This is a genomic window from Streptomyces sp. NPDC127177, assembly GCF_042672475.1.
Lineage (GTDB): Bacteria > Actinomycetota > Actinomycetes > Streptomycetales > Streptomycetaceae > Streptomyces.
The window spans coordinates 77,721-90,674 of record NZ_JBHXUW010000017.1 but is presented as its reverse complement, the minus strand read 5'-3'; the positions used below and the strand labels follow the sequence as shown (position 1 = coordinate 90,674).

Genomic DNA, 12,954 nt, shown 5'->3' with positions numbered 1-12,954 from the left:
TGGAACCTGGGGAACGCCTTCATGCGTCACCGCACCACCGTGGCAGCCTTCGCCGGAGCACTCGTCCTGTCCGCGCTTGCGATTCCGGGTGCCGCCAGGGCGGATGACTCCTCGGGCGACACCAAGATCACGAAGGTGGTCGTCAACGGCGGGAAGAACATCGTCCTGGGGACCACGGACGTGAAGGGGTTCACCATCGCGGTGACCGCCACGGACGACTCGGGCATCGAGGTGGGAAAGACCTTCCCCACCATGTGGCACGGCCCCGTCGACAAGCTCGGCGACCCCTGGGGCCTCGTGATCCCCGAAGACGTCGTGGGCACGTGCGTGCGCCAGAGTTTCACGACGACCACGTGCACCTACGCCCTGAAGATGAACCCGCGCATCGAACCCCAGGACAACACCACGGCCGGGACCTGGACCGTGAGCGCCTACGCCCTGGGCAACGACGGCGACTACATCGGCAAGGACTCCGCCGCGAAGGCGAAGGTCCTGCGCAACTCCAGGCTGACGGTCAACGCCTCGCCCGAGCCGGCGAAGAAGAACAGTACGGTCGCCGTCACGGGCGCCCTGACCCGCGCCAACTGGGAGACCTACAAGTACGCGGGCTACACGAAGCAGCCGGTGAAGCTCCAGTTCAGGAAGAACGGCACGAGCACCTACAAGACCCTCAAGACCGTCACGACGGACAACAAGGGCAACCTGAGGACGACGACGAAGGCCACGGCGGACGGCTACTTCCGCTACTCCTTCGCCGGCACGCCGACGACCCCGGCGGTCATCTCCGCGGTGGACTACGTCGACGTGAAGTAGCCCGCACGCCGGGGGACCGTCGGCGTCATTCAGGCCACGCGCAGTGAACGGTGGAGACGGCCGTCGCGGCGCCGAAGGAGTGGTCTCCGAAGGGCAGGCTCTCCGCGGCGGCGGCCTCACACGAGGCCGAGCCCGCGTGCGGCCTGACGCCACGTGAGGGTCAAGAGCCGGACTCACGGAGGGCGTCGCATCGGCGTCCAGAAACCTGGCCCGGCCCGGGATCGAGGTCGAAAGCATCGATATTCCGATCGCAACCCCCAACCTCAGATCGTCCTCAAATTCGGAACGGGCCGAGGGAATTCTCAATCGCGGTTTCCTCCGGGGTTCTCGATCAGCTCCTTGACCGTGTACTCACCGCGTCAATATGGTCCGCTCATGTCAGCTTCCACGGGGGGAGCCGACAGGTTGGCCAACCAGGGGGAAATATGAGCAAAGCCATGAGAATGAGCACGGTCATGGTGATGGGTGTAGCACTGACCTGGGGTGGGACCGCCTCTGCCGGTGCGAGCACCCATGTGGTTCCGCCGCAATGCCCCGTCGACTACGGGGTGCTCATCACATCGCACACCGGGTACTTCATCCCCGCCAGCGGCCAGTCCTTCAAGGACGGCCCCGGAGGGACCATGACGGTCAGCGTCACCAAGGCCAGCACGATCACCTACACGGTGTCGACGTCGCTGGAAGTCGGCGCGGAATACCTCTTCGCCTCGGCCAAGGCGCAGGTGAGCGGCAGCATCCAGAAGTCCACGGCGGTGACGGTCGGCCACACGTACGCGCATGACATCGGAGCCAAGAAGTACGGCCACATGCAGTACGGCTCCAGCGGGTACAAAGTGGGATGGGAGTCGAACAAGACCAACCCGAACTGCACCACCACCACTCTCGCCAAAGGCACCGCGACCCTCCCGGTGAGCTCCGTCGGCTGGAAATACTGGGAGACTGCATCGTGACATTCGACGGTCGGCGCCGACGCCCGGCACGGTCGGCCACCGTCCTGCTCGCGGCCGCGCTCGCCACGGCCGGGCTGGCGGCCTGTTCCGGGGAGTCCGCTCCGGGGAAGGACCCGTCGTCACCTGCCTCGGGGGCCTCCCAGTCATCGCCCGGCGGGAGTCTGGACGACACAGCCAAGCCGGCCGTGGCACTCGTTGACCGGCACACGCCCAGCGGCTACCGGACGTCTCCCGTCGCATCCGGATACGACTGGGCCAAAGCGTCCGGCCAGCGGATCTCCGAATCACTGCCGGGTGGACATCTTTTCCAGATCGCGTGCTCCGGAAGTGGCGCCGTCTCGGTGAATCTCTCCCTCTCGAAGGGAGACAGCGAAGCAAAGGTGAAGTGCGGAGCGGAAGCCAAATCCCTCTCGTTCGACGGAAAGTTCGACGCGGTCATCGACGGGAGCCGATCGAACAGTGGCGCCTACGCATGGCGAATCGTAGGCCGCACCTGACGGCCCGCACCTGACTGCCCTGTTCTTCCCGTCGGGCCGTCAAGCCCTCCGGGTCTCGCAACGGGGCTGGCGGGCCCGTCAAGCCCCTCCGGCGGTTGAGGAGCGGGGGCCCGGGGGCGGAGCCCGCTCAGCGCCCCGCAGGTGCTCCGAGCCAGCGTTCCAGAGCCTCCGCCACCGCGCCCCCCGGCCGGCCGAGATCCGCGGCCCAGGCCGTGTATCCGTCCGGGCGCACCAGGAGACCGGACAGTTCCGGCCGGTCGGGGCAGACGGCGGTCCGGACGTCGACCCGGTCGCCGTGGCCCCCGGCAGCGGCCCGCAGGTCGGGATCGTCGGCCAGGTCGAGGAGGAGCGCGCGCCCGCCGTGGAGGTGGTCCGCGAGCCGGGTGCCGTCGGCGAGCCGGAGATCGGGTGCGCTGCGGCCGACCAGCGGATGGTCACCCGGCAGGTCGTAGCGCTGCCAGACGCCGGAGATCTTCTTGACCAGGTGCGTGGTGCCGTCGACGGTACGCGCCAGATCGGTGAACACCGCGCGGAGCCTGCGCGCGTGCGACTCCGGCCGCATGAGGGCGATCTGGGCGCGCGTCCAGTCCAGCACCCACGCGCCGATCGGATGCCGTTCCGCCGTGTACGAGTCGAGAAGCTCCTCCGGCGCCCGGCCGCACACCACGGCGGCGAGCTTCCAGCCCAGGTTCATGGCGTCCCCGATGCCGAGGTTCAGCCCCTGCCCGCCGAAGGGCGAGTGGACGTGGGCCGCGTCGCCCGCGAGCAGCACCCGGCCCGCCCGGTAGTCGGTGACCTGACGGCAGTTGTCGGTGAACCGCGTCGCCGTGCTCACATCGGTCACGGTGACGTCCACGCCGGAGACCCGGCGCAGGCTCCGCTGCAGCTCATCGGCGGTGACGGGCGCGGTGCGGTCGGCGGGCGGGCCGTCGAACTCGACGGTGAGGATACGGCCGTGCACCGGGCCGTGGACGTACACGCCGGTGTCCGTCGCGGTCCAGCCGGACCTGAGCTCTTCACCACCGGTCAGACCGACGAGCGCCTGGTAGCCGGTGATCTCCGGCGGTGTCCCGGGGAAGTCGAATCCGGCGAGTTTGCGCACGATGCTGTGGCCGCCGTCGCAGCCGGCCAGCCGGCCGGCGCGTACGGACTCGGGCGCCGAGCCGTCGACGGCCGCCAGATGCACGGTCACCCCGTCGTCGTCCTGTTCGAAGCCGGTCAGCTCGACGCCCCGGCGCAGTTCGACACCGAGTTCCCCGGCGCGGTCGGCGAGCAGCCGCTCCAGCGAGGACTGCGGCACCAGGCCCACATCACCCGCAGGACCGACGTCGGTGAAGGCCGGATCCTTCTCGTCCAGCAGGGCCCCGTCCAGCATGATCCCGGCGAAGTGCCCGGCGAACTTCGGGGGCGGCGGAGCGTTCCCGTCCCCGCCGCGTGACCGCTGGAACTCCCGGAACCGTTCCATCGTCTCCCGCTGGACCTCCTCCAGGGCGGGCAGGAGCCCGCGCCGGTCCATCGCCATGACGGTGGGAATGTTGACGGCGCCCGCCTTGATCGTCTCGTCCACCTCGACCAGGCGCTCGACGACCAGCACGCGGGCGACCCCGCCGAGTCTCAGTTCGCAGCCGAGCATCAGGCCGACGGGACCGGCGCCGGCGATCACCACGTCGTAGTGCGTCATGACATCCATGACAGATAACTGTAGTCACTAAAAAAGTGTATTCGCTATAGGTTTCGAGCTACAGTTTCCGCCATGACGTCCGCTATGGCGAAGGACCGGGAACCGGAGGCCGACCTGCCCTTGCGGGAGCGCAAGAAGCGGGCGACACGGCAGCGGATCTCGGACGTGGCGACGGGGCTCATCGTCGCGAACGGCTTCGACGAGGTGACCGTCGCGGACGTCGCCCGAGCCGCCGAGGTCTCCGCCATGACGGTCTTCAACTACTTCCCGCGCAAGGAAGACCTCTTCCTCGACCGCATCCCCCAGGCGGTCGAACTGTTCACCGGGGCCGTGCGGCGACGGGGACCGGACGAGCCCCCGCTGCGCGCCCTGCGCCGCCTGGTGCTCGAACTCCTCGACCAGCGCCACCCACTGTCCGCGGTGGACGACGACTACCCCGCCTTCTGGCGGATCGTCATCGCATCGCCCGCCCTGCGCGCCCGCGCCCGCGAGGGCGTCGAGGAGCTGGAGGAAGCCCTGGCGCGGGCCTTCGCCGAGACCGGTCCCGAATGCGCCGACCCGGCCTTCGCGGCGGCCCTGACGGTCGCCGCCTACCGTTCGGTCCACGTCACCACGGCCCGCCGCCTGCTCGCCGGCGAGTCCGCGGCGGCACTTGCGGACGACCACAGGGCGCGGGTGCACGCGGCGTTCGACGCGCTGGAGGCGGCGCTCGGGTAAGGGCGCCGCACACGCCGAAGGGGCGCGCCCGGAACGAACCGGGCACGCCCCTCACACGTCAAGGTGCGACGTCAGTGGTCGAACTTCTTGCGAACGTCGTCCACCGCGCCCTGGGCCTTGTCACGACCCTGCTCAGACGCGTCCGAAGCCCGCTCGGACGCGTCCTGCGACCGCTCCTGGTCCTCGTCCTTGCCGCCCTTCATCTTCTTCTGACCCTGGTCGGCAAGCTCCTGCGCCTTGTCCTTGAACTGGTCGGCGATGCCCATGCTGTTCACTCCTCGTGGGTGCGTGGGGGATGGCCCCGGAAGGGCCTCGACCAGACTTACACGACCGGGCATTCAGCGCATTTCGATCATTCACTCTGTGTGCGCGCAGCACGTTCGTCCTGGTCAGCCGCGCCCCCCGCGCCGACCAGCCCCTTGCTGATCCCCTCCAGCCGCGGACCGAAGCGCCGCATCTCCCGCTGCCCGACGGCACCGATCAGGGTCGGCAGGTAGCCGCGCACCGACTGCATCCCGCGCAGCCACCACTGGGCGTACACATGCGCGGAGCGCCGCTCGATGCCGGCGACTATCCGGTCGACGGCCGGGCCGAGCGGGTACGTGCGGTTCGACGGCCAGGGCAGCCGCTGCCGCAGCTCCCGCATCACGTCGTCCTCGTCGGCACCGCGCACCATGTCCGTATCGGTCCAGGACAGGTAGCCGACGCCGACCTTCACCCCGCGGTAGCCGACCTCGGCCCGCAGGCTGTGGGCGAACGCCTCGACGCCGGACTTCGACGCGCAGTACGCGCTCATCATCGGCGCGGGCGTCATGGCAGCGAGCGAGGCGATCTGGAGGAAGTAGCCGCGGCTCTCCACCAGGACCGGCAGGAACGCACGGCCGGTGACCGCGCCGCCGATCAGGTTGACCTCGATGACCCGCCGCCAGGCGACCGGATCGGAGTCCATGAACGGGCCGCCCGAGGCGACGCCGGCGTTGGCGACGACGACGTCGACCTTGCCGAACCGTGCCTTGACCTCCTGCGCGATCCGCGCCATCGCCTCGTGGTCGGTGACGTCCGCGTACCAGTGGTCGCTCTCCCCGTGCAGCCGCTCGGAGACCTTCTTCAGCTCGTCGGGCTCCAGGCCGACCAGGGCCAGCTTCGCGCCGCGCGCCGAGAGCTTGCGGGCGAGCAGCTCACCCACACCGCGCGCCGCCCCGGTGACGACGACGACCTGTCCTTCGAGACTGTGCCTGCCGCTCATACGACCTCCTCCTTGCCCTCGACATCAGCCGTATCCCGAAACGGGAGACAGGTGGTCACCAGTTCCCGGATCTTCGCCGTGACCACCTCCGGTGCCTCGACCGGCGTCATGTGGCCCAGGCCCGCCAGTTCGGTGAGCCCGAGGCAGTCGGGCAGCGCCGCGGCGAGGGCGCGGGCGTGCACCGGCGGGGTCAGCCGGTCCTCCGTACCCGCGATCACCGCGGTGGGCACCCGCAGCTCCCGTACGCCCTCTTCGAGGTCCAGGTCCGCGAGGACGTGGCCCCAGGCGACCCGCGGGCCCCGGGGGCAGGCGTGCACGATCCGGGCGCAGGTGTCGACCCTGTCCGGGGCCGAGCCTGCTCCCATCGTCCCGTACTTGAGGAGACGACGGGAGAGCGGCGTGACCGGCCCGAGCGGGGCGCGCGCACCGAGGATGGCGCGGGTCATCCTGGTGCGGACCGCACCGGCCCGGATCGGCACGACCAGCGATTCGGCGATCAGCCGCGAACTGCCGGTGCTGCACAGCAGGACGGCGGCCGCGTGCTCGCGCAGCCCGGCCCGCCGCGAGGCGGCCATCATCGTCATGCCGCCCATGGAGTGCCCCACGAGTACGGCCTTCTCCCCCGGTTCCAGCGTGGCGGCGAGGACCGCTTCGAGGTCGTCGGCGAGGGCTTCGGTGCTGTATCCGGCCGGGCCGACCGCGGGCGAGGTGCCGTGGCCGCGCTGGTCGTAGGCGATGACCCGGTGGTCGAGGGCCAGGTCCCGGATCTGCGCGTCCCAGAAGCCCGTGTTGCAGGTCCAGCCGTGGGACAGGACCACCGCGGGGGCGCCCTCCTGTCCGTGCACCTCCACGTGGAGGCGGGAACCGTCGGCGGAGACGGCCATGAGTTCGCGGACCGGCACCGGCCGGGCGGCGTCGCGCCGCGGCTGCCGGCTCATCGGGCGGCCTCCCCTGCGACGGCCTTCTCCGTGACGGTCTTCTCCGCGTCCCGCTGGGCGGGCACCCGTACGACCTGGTACTCCGCGATGTCGACCGTCCGCGTCGCCCTGCGGAACTCGGAGGTGGTGCCCGGCCAGACCGTGGTGTTGCGCCCGCCGGCGTCCAGGTACCAGCTGGTGCAGCCGCCGGTGTTCCAGACCGTGCGCTTCATCCGCTCCTGGACGCGGCGGTTCCAGGTCCCGACGGCCGAGGGGCGGGCGTCGAGCGCGACGCGCCCGCCGAGCACGTCCAACTGGCGGAGGTAGTCGGCCATGTAGTTCAGCTGGGCCTCGATCATCAGGATCATCGAGGAGTTCCCGAGGCCCGTGTTGGGGCCGATGATCGTCATCCAGTTGGGGAAACCGGCCGCGCTCGCACCGCGCAGCGACTCCATGCCGCCCTTCCACGATTCGGCGAGCGTGATGCCCTCCGCGCCCACCACGCGTTCGGCGATCGGCATGTCCGTCACATGGAAGCCGGTGCCGAAGACGATCGCGTCGACCTCGGCCTCCGTACCGTCGGACGCGACGAGGGTCGAACCGCGCACCTCGCTCAGTCCGGAGTCGACGACGTCCACATTGGGCTGGGCGAGCGCCGGGTAGTAGGTGCTGGAGAGCAGGATGCGCTTGCAGCCGATGCGGTACGAGGGGGTCAGCTTGGCCCGCAGCGCCGGGTCCTTGATGGAGCGCGCCATGTTGGACTTGGCTATCCGCTCGACCAGGCCCAGCTGGTCGGGGTGCTTGGTGAAGGCGCTGACCTGCAACTCCCTGATGCCCCAGAGCAGTCCGCGGCGCGCGGTGCCGGTGAAGGGGAGCGTGCGGTGCAGCCAGCGCTCGGCTCCGCCGATGGCGCGGTCCATCCGCGGCATCACCCACGGCGGGGTGCGCTGGAAGAGCGTGAGCTTCCCCGCCTTCGGCTGGATCGCGGGCACGATCTGGATCGCGGAGGCTCCGGTGCCGATCATCGCGACCCGTTTGCCGGTGAGGTCGGCGTCGTGGTCCCAGCGGGCGGAGTGGAAGACCTTGCCGGGGAAGTCGGCGAGCCCGGGGATGTCAGGGGTCTTCGGGTCGGAGAGCGGTCCGGTCGCGGAGACGACGACGTCGGCGACGGTCGTGGTGCCGTCGGCGCTCTCGATGACCCAGTTCAGCTCGTCGTTGTCCCAGCGCATCATCGTCACCTCGTGATTCAGCCTGAGGTGCGGCCGCAGCCCGAAGGTGTCAGCGACGTGCTCCAGGTAGGCGCGGATGTGCTCCTGCCCGGAGAAGGTGCGCGGCCACTCGGGGTTGGGTGCGAACGAGAACGAGTAGAGGTGGGACGGTACGTCGCAGGCGCAGCCCGGATAGCTGTTGTCACGCCAGGTGCCACCGACGGAACCGGCGCGCTCCAGGATCACGAAATCGGTGATGCCTTCGCGACGGAGCCGGACAGCGGCCCCGAGGCCCCCGAATCCGGATCCGATCACCGCCACTCGTACATGCTCGTGCTGGGCCATGCTGCCGCCTCCCGCGGTACGTCACACGACTCTGCCAGCAATCACTGGCATTGTTGGGAGAGTAGAACAGCTCCGTACCGATGGGTAGGGGTACGACGGGGGAAAGTTACCGGCGGTACAACACGCGGCCTCCCCACCGGCCGGGCCGGTAGGGTGCGGGGGTGGCCGAAGGACGCGAGCACCGCGAATACCGCATGGAGGAGCTGGCCAAGGAGGCCGGCATCCCCGTGCGGACCCTGCGCTTCTACCGGGAGCGCGGACTGATCTCGCCGCCACGCCGCGAGGGCCGCATCGCCTGGTACGACGACCACCACCTGGCCCGCCTGCGCACCATCGCGGGCCTGCTGGAGCGCGGCCACACCCTGACCGGCATCGCCGACCTCGCGCGCACCTTCGAGAGCGGCCGCGATGTCGCCGAGGTGCTGGGCCTGGGCGAACCGACCGAGGAGACCCCGGTCCGGCTCACGCCCGAACAGCTCGCGGACTACTTCGAGGGCGAGTCCACCCCCGAGAACCTGGCGACCGCCATGGAGCTGGGCTACCTCGGCACGGACGGCGACGAGATCGTGCACATCAGCCGCCGCCTCCTGGAGGTCTCGGCCGAGCTGGTGCGCGAGGGCGTCCCGCTCGCCACGGTCCTCGCGTCCGGTCGCCGGGTCCGCGAGCACGCGGACGCCCTGGCCGACCTCTTCGTCGCCACCCTGCGCGAGCACAGCACGGAGGCCGAGCCGCCCCAACTGCGCCCGCTGGCCCGCGCGGTGGTGGACGCGGAACTCTCCATGGCCCTGGACCGCCGGCTGCGCCGCGACGCCGAGGCGCCGAAGCCGCCGGCAGCGTAGGGCCCGCCCGACGGCCCGTGGCGGACCGGACCGACCCGCCCCTGCCTACTGCTCGTACACCACCGTCACCGGTGCGTGGTCGCTCCACCGCTCGCCGTGCGTGGCCGCCCGCTCGACCCACGCCTTCACCGCACGCGCGGCCAGACCGGCGGTCGCCACCTGGTAGTCGATGCGCCAGCCCGTGTCGTTGTCGAAGGCGCGGCCCCGGTAGGACCACCACGAGTACGGTCCCTCGACGTCCGGGTGCAGACCCCGTACGACGTCGACGTACGCGGCCTCCTCGAAGACCCGGGTCAGCCACTCCCGCTCCTCGGGGAGGAAACCGGAGTTCTTCTTGTTGCCCTTCCAGTTCTTGAGGTCGGCCTCCTGGTGGGCGATGTTCCAGTCACCGCAGACGACCACCTCGCGGCCCTCGGCGGCGGCCCGCGCCTTCAGCCCGGTGAGGTAGGGCAGGAAGGCCGCCATGAAGCGCTCCTTCTCGTCCTGCTTCTCGGTGCCGACCTCGCCGGAGGGCAGATACAGGCTCGCGACGGTGACGCCCGGCAGGTCGATCTCGACGTACCGGCCGCTCGCGTCGAACTCCTCGCCGCCCGCGTCACCGAAGCCGCCGAAGCCGATCTGCACCCGCTCGGGCGCCCGGCGGGAGTAGAGCGAGACCCCGGCCCGGCCCTTCGCGGCGGCGGGCGCGTGGACGGTGTGCCACCCCTCGGGCTCACGCACCTCCTCGGGCAGCTGCTGCGGCTCGGCCCGCACTTCCTGGAGGCAGATCACATCGGCGTCGGTCTGCGCCAGCCACTCGACGAAGCCCTTCTTGGCGGCGGCGCGGAGACCGTTTACATTCACGGAGGTCACAGTGAGCATCCCGGCACGATACCGACATCCGGATGCCGCATACATGTACCATCGCTCGTATGAATATCCACACTCGGGCCTTCGACCACCCCGACGCCGTCAAACTCAACGACCGCGTCCAGCTCGAGTACGCCGAGCGCTACGGGGACGAGGGCGATGTCACACCGCTGGACGCCACGATGTTCGACCCCCCGCGCGGCCTGTACCTGATCGCCTACGACGCGCGGGAGAGCCCGGTCGCCACCGGGGGCTGGCGGTCGCAGGAACGCAACGACGAGGGCTACTCGGACGGCGACGCCGAGCTGAAGCGGATGTACGTGATACCCGAGGGACGCGGCCAGGGCCTGGCCCGCCGCATCCTGGCCGCCCTGGAGGACGACGCCCGTGCGGCGGGCCGCACCCGCATGGTCCTGGAGACCGGCGACCAGCAGCCCGAGGCGATCGCCCTGTACCTCTCCAGCGGCTACACGCCCTGCGAGAAGTTCGGTCACTACCGCACGTACGACAACAGCCGCTGCTTCGCCAAGCCGCTGCGGTCCTGGGCCGTGTCCTGAACCGCCCGCGCGGCAGGCGGGACCTTCAGGCCACGCCCCGGGAGCCGTCCGCCCCGGCCAGGAACCGCAGGAGCGCGTCGTTGAACGCCTCCGGCCGCTCCAGGCAGGGCAGGTGCCCGGCCTCCTCGACCACCACCAGTTCCGCGTCCGGCATCAGCCCGTGCAGCCCCCGGGCCTCCGCGACCGGCGTGTACACGTCGTCCGCGCCGACGACGACCAGGACCGGCGTCCGGACCCCGGCGAGCGAGTCGCGGTAGTCGGACCGCTCGGCCCGGCCCCGCAGCGCGGCCGCCGCCCCCTCCGGAGCGGTGGTACGCATCATCCCCAGCACCCGGGCGGCGACGTCCGGCAGCGCGGTGACGTTGTACGGGGCCAGCATCTTGTCGATCACCTCGTCCGCGTACCCGTCCATCCCCTCGGCGAGCAGCCGGTCGGCAAGACGGTTACGGAACGCCTTGCCGTCCTCGGTCTCGGCGGCCGGTGAGGTGTCGGCGAGCACCAGCGCCGCCACCCGGCCCGGGTACGAGCGGTGGAACTCCATCGCGATCTGCCCGCCCATGGACACCCCGCCCACGACGGCCCGCTCGATGCCGAGGTGGTCCAGCAGCGCGGCGATGTCGTCGGCGAAGTCCGCGAGCAGGGTGCGGCCCGGTACGACGTCGCTGTCCCCGTACCCCCGCAGGTCGGACACGATCACCCGGCGTCCGGCAGCCACCAGCGCGGCGGTCTGCGACCGCCACATGGTCCGGTTGAACGGATGTCCGTGCACGAGGACGACCGGCGGCGGATCCCCGGCCGGCCCCAGGTCGTCGTACACGAGGACGGTGCCGTCCCGCGCCGTGAACCGGCCGCTCACCGCACCACCCGCCCGACGCCCACGTAGAACCCGCTGCGCTCGACGACCGGCGCCGGTTCCTCCCGGTACCACTCGGTCGCGGGGACGAGCCCCGGCTCGACGAGCTCGAGCCCCTCGAAGAACGGCTCGACCTCGGCCCGCGTACGCATCCGCAGCGCGATGGCGCCCTTCTTGTACGCCGCCTCCGTCTCCTGCTTCAGCTCCGGGTGCTGATCCGCGGTGCCGTGCGAGAGGACCAGGTAACTGCCCACCGGCAGCGCGTCGACCAGCGTGCGGGTGATGCCGTACGGGTCCTGGTCGTCCGGCAGGAAGTGCATCAGCGCGATCAGCGAAAGGGCGATGGGCCGGTCGAAGTCCAGCACCTTCCGGGCCCGTTCGAGGATCGCCTGAGGCTCCCGCACATCGGCGTGAAGATAGTCGGTGGCCCCTTCGGGCGTGCTGACGAGCAGCGCCTCCGCGTGACGCAGCACGATCGGGTCGTTGTCCGCGTACGCGATCCGCGCCGTCGGCGTGATCGCCTGCACGATCTGGTGGAGGTTGGGCTCGGTGGGGATCCCGGTGCCGATGTCGAGGAACTGGTCGACCCCGCCCCGCGCCAGCCAGGCCGAAGCCCGGTGCATGAACGCCCGGTTCCGCGCCGCGTTGCCCCGCGCCTCCTCCGGCAGCCTCTCCGCCACCTGCTGATCGACCGGATAGTTGTCCTTGCCGCCCAGCAACCAGTCGTACACCCGCGCGGGGTGAGGCTTGCTGGTGTCGATCCGGGGGTTGGGTATGCCTGCGGTCACAGGGCGCTCCTCGGTACGGAGAACTTCGCGAGCGGGTAAACGCTTTTCAGCCTAAGCGAGGTCTAATCCTTTCCTGCCCACCGGTCTTACTCAACAGCCCTGCACAGAAACGCACTCGAACGCGCGGCCCCGAACCGATCCTGTGCGGTGAACGCCCTCGGGTGGCCGCGGGTGGCCGCTGTCGCCCGTGCCCGGGGCGGTCTCCAGCAGAGACAGAGCGAGGTCCATGCGGAGACCCCCGAAAGGGCCTCACCAAGGACAGCCTGATCCACTACCGGCCGCGCGTCGAGGTCGTCGTCCCCATCCCGCTGCCCGAAGGCCCCGAGCGTCCTCCGGCCGGCCCGCCGTGGGCGTACGGCGACCTCGGCGGGCCCACGTCCGTGATCCGGACGGTGGTGGAGACCGCTGCGACGGAGAAACGGAGGCCCGGAGGGCTGGAGAGCTGGAGAGCTGGAGGGCTGGAGAGCTGGAGCAACGACGAAGGTCCCGTCCGATCTTTCGACCGGACGGGACCTTCGTTGTGCGGTGGACCTGTGGGGATTTGAACCCCAGACCCCCTCGATGCGAACGAGGTGCGCTACCAGACTGCGCCACAGGCCCTTGCAACGAGTGAAACTTTAGCACCCTCACCGGGGTGGTCGGAAATCCGTTCCGCGCTGGTCAGCCGAGTCGGCGTCAGGGCGCGGGCGGGAGG

The 12,954-nt window shown here is 70.4% G+C and carries 13 protein-coding genes and 1 tRNA gene; 5 read left to right on the top strand and 9 right to left on the bottom strand.

From position 1 onward, the window contains the following. The first annotated feature begins 21 nt into the window (after positions 1-21). Both ACFVJX_RS13425 and ACFVJX_RS13420 read left to right on the top strand, forming a co-directional pair. Positions 22-813, top strand: a complete 792-nt coding sequence (locus tag ACFVJX_RS13425) for a calcium-binding protein (protein WP_384127013.1) — start codon at positions 22-24, stop codon at positions 811-813. Between the two features lie 455 nt (positions 814-1,268). After that, positions 1,269-1,763: a hypothetical protein gene (locus ACFVJX_RS13420; protein ID WP_384127015.1), complete on the top strand. Its 495-nt coding sequence runs from the start codon at positions 1,269-1,271 to the stop codon at positions 1,761-1,763. 624 nt (positions 1,764-2,387) lie between these two features. Here the strand turns inward: ACFVJX_RS13420 and ACFVJX_RS13415 are convergent. Continuing rightward, the gene (locus ACFVJX_RS13415; RefSeq protein ID WP_384127117.1) at positions 2,388-3,941 is read right to left on the bottom strand and encodes an FAD-dependent monooxygenase; all 1,554 of its coding nucleotides are present in this window, start codon (positions 3,939-3,941) and stop codon (positions 2,388-2,390) included. Between the two features lie 72 nt (positions 3,942-4,013). On the opposite strand from ACFVJX_RS13415, the gene ACFVJX_RS13410 reads away from it, so the two are divergent. After that, a complete protein-coding gene (locus ACFVJX_RS13410; RefSeq protein ID WP_384127017.1) occupies positions 4,014-4,658 on the top strand; it encodes a TetR/AcrR family transcriptional regulator in 645 nt (214 codons plus the stop codon). Positions 4,659-4,729: 71 nt separating this feature from the next. Here the strand turns inward: ACFVJX_RS13410 and ACFVJX_RS13405 are convergent, their stop codons facing one another. From ACFVJX_RS13405 to ACFVJX_RS13390, 4 genes are all read right to left on the bottom strand, one after another. Next, entirely contained in the window at positions 4,730-4,924 is a 195-nt protein-coding gene (locus ACFVJX_RS13405; RefSeq protein ID WP_384127019.1) for a hypothetical protein, read from the bottom strand. Between the two features lie 86 nt (positions 4,925-5,010). Next, entirely contained in the window at positions 5,011-5,904 is an 894-nt protein-coding gene (locus tag ACFVJX_RS13400) for an SDR family oxidoreductase (RefSeq protein WP_384127021.1), read from the bottom strand. Beyond that, positions 5,901-6,842, bottom strand: coding sequence for an alpha/beta fold hydrolase (locus tag ACFVJX_RS13395; protein WP_384127022.1), 942 nt, complete (start codon positions 6,840-6,842; stop codon positions 5,901-5,903). The genes ACFVJX_RS13400 and ACFVJX_RS13395 overlap by 4 nt, the downstream gene beginning before the upstream one ends. Next, a complete protein-coding gene (locus ACFVJX_RS13390) occupies positions 6,839-8,374 on the bottom strand; it encodes a flavin-containing monooxygenase (RefSeq protein WP_384127024.1) in 1,536 nt (511 codons plus the stop codon). The genes ACFVJX_RS13395 and ACFVJX_RS13390 overlap by 4 nt, the downstream gene beginning before the upstream one ends. A 194-nt stretch (positions 8,375-8,568) precedes the next feature. Here ACFVJX_RS13390 and ACFVJX_RS13385 point away from each other — a divergent pair, with 194 nt between their 5' ends. Further along, complete coding sequence (locus ACFVJX_RS13385; RefSeq protein ID WP_384127118.1) at positions 8,569-9,213, top strand: MerR family transcriptional regulator; 645 nt, start codon at positions 8,569-8,571, stop codon at positions 9,211-9,213. Positions 9,214-9,258: 45 nt separating this feature from the next. On the opposite strand, the gene ACFVJX_RS13380 is transcribed toward ACFVJX_RS13385, so the two are convergent. Further along, a complete protein-coding gene (locus ACFVJX_RS13380) occupies positions 9,259-10,074 on the bottom strand; it encodes an exodeoxyribonuclease III (protein WP_384127025.1) in 816 nt (271 codons plus the stop codon). 50 nt (positions 10,075-10,124) lie between these two features. Between ACFVJX_RS13380 and ACFVJX_RS13375 the strand changes: the two genes are divergently transcribed. After that, entirely contained in the window at positions 10,125-10,619 is a 495-nt protein-coding gene (locus ACFVJX_RS13375; protein WP_384127027.1) for a GNAT family N-acetyltransferase, read from the top strand. Positions 10,620-10,644: 25 nt separating this feature from the next. Here the strand turns inward: ACFVJX_RS13375 and ACFVJX_RS13370 are convergent, their stop codons facing one another. The 3 genes from ACFVJX_RS13370 to ACFVJX_RS13360 form a co-directional block, all read right to left on the bottom strand. Then, positions 10,645-11,475 (bottom strand): alpha/beta fold hydrolase, encoded by an 831-nt coding sequence (locus ACFVJX_RS13370; protein ID WP_384127029.1) that lies wholly within the window; start codon positions 11,473-11,475, stop codon positions 10,645-10,647. After that, on the bottom strand, positions 11,472-12,260 hold the full coding sequence (locus tag ACFVJX_RS13365; RefSeq protein ID WP_384127031.1) for an SAM-dependent methyltransferase: 789 nt from the start codon (positions 12,258-12,260) through the stop codon (positions 11,472-11,474). Before ACFVJX_RS13365 ends, ACFVJX_RS13370 begins: the two co-directional genes overlap by 4 nt. 526 nt (positions 12,261-12,786) lie before the next feature. Continuing rightward, positions 12,787-12,860 (bottom strand) — tRNA-Ala (locus ACFVJX_RS13360). Positions 12,861-12,954: the final 94 nt, after the last annotated feature.

What these genes read in the sequence shown, in the direction of transcription:
- ACFVJX_RS13425 (WP_384127013.1), top strand. Translation starts at nt 22, where the DNA reads ATGCGTCACCGCACCACCGTGGCAGCCTTCGCCGGAGCACTCGTCCTG.
- ACFVJX_RS13420 (WP_384127015.1), top strand. Translation starts at nt 1,269, where the DNA reads ATGGTGATGGGTGTAGCACTGACCTGGGGTGGGACCGCCTCTGCCGGT.
- ACFVJX_RS13415 (WP_384127117.1), bottom strand. Translation starts at nt 3,941, where the DNA reads ATGACGCACTACGACGTGGTGATCGCCGGCGCCGGTCCCGTCGGCCTG.
- ACFVJX_RS13410 (WP_384127017.1), top strand. Translation starts at nt 4,014, where the DNA reads ATGACGTCCGCTATGGCGAAGGACCGGGAACCGGAGGCCGACCTGCCC.
- ACFVJX_RS13405 (WP_384127019.1), bottom strand. Translation starts at nt 4,924, where the DNA reads ATGGGCATCGCCGACCAGTTCAAGGACAAGGCGCAGGAGCTTGCCGAC.
- ACFVJX_RS13400 (WP_384127021.1), bottom strand. Translation starts at nt 5,904, where the DNA reads ATGAGCGGCAGGCACAGTCTCGAAGGACAGGTCGTCGTCGTCACCGGG.
- ACFVJX_RS13395 (WP_384127022.1), bottom strand. Translation starts at nt 6,842, where the DNA reads ATGAGCCGGCAGCCGCGGCGCGACGCCGCCCGGCCGGTGCCGGTCCGC.
- ACFVJX_RS13390 (WP_384127024.1), bottom strand. Translation starts at nt 8,374, where the DNA reads ATGGCCCAGCACGAGCATGTACGAGTGGCGGTGATCGGATCCGGATTC.
- ACFVJX_RS13385 (WP_384127118.1), top strand. Translation starts at nt 8,569, where the DNA reads ATGGAGGAGCTGGCCAAGGAGGCCGGCATCCCCGTGCGGACCCTGCGC.
- ACFVJX_RS13380 (WP_384127025.1), bottom strand. Translation starts at nt 10,074, where the DNA reads ATGCTCACTGTGACCTCCGTGAATGTAAACGGTCTCCGCGCCGCCGCC.
- ACFVJX_RS13375 (WP_384127027.1), top strand. Translation starts at nt 10,125, where the DNA reads ATGAATATCCACACTCGGGCCTTCGACCACCCCGACGCCGTCAAACTC.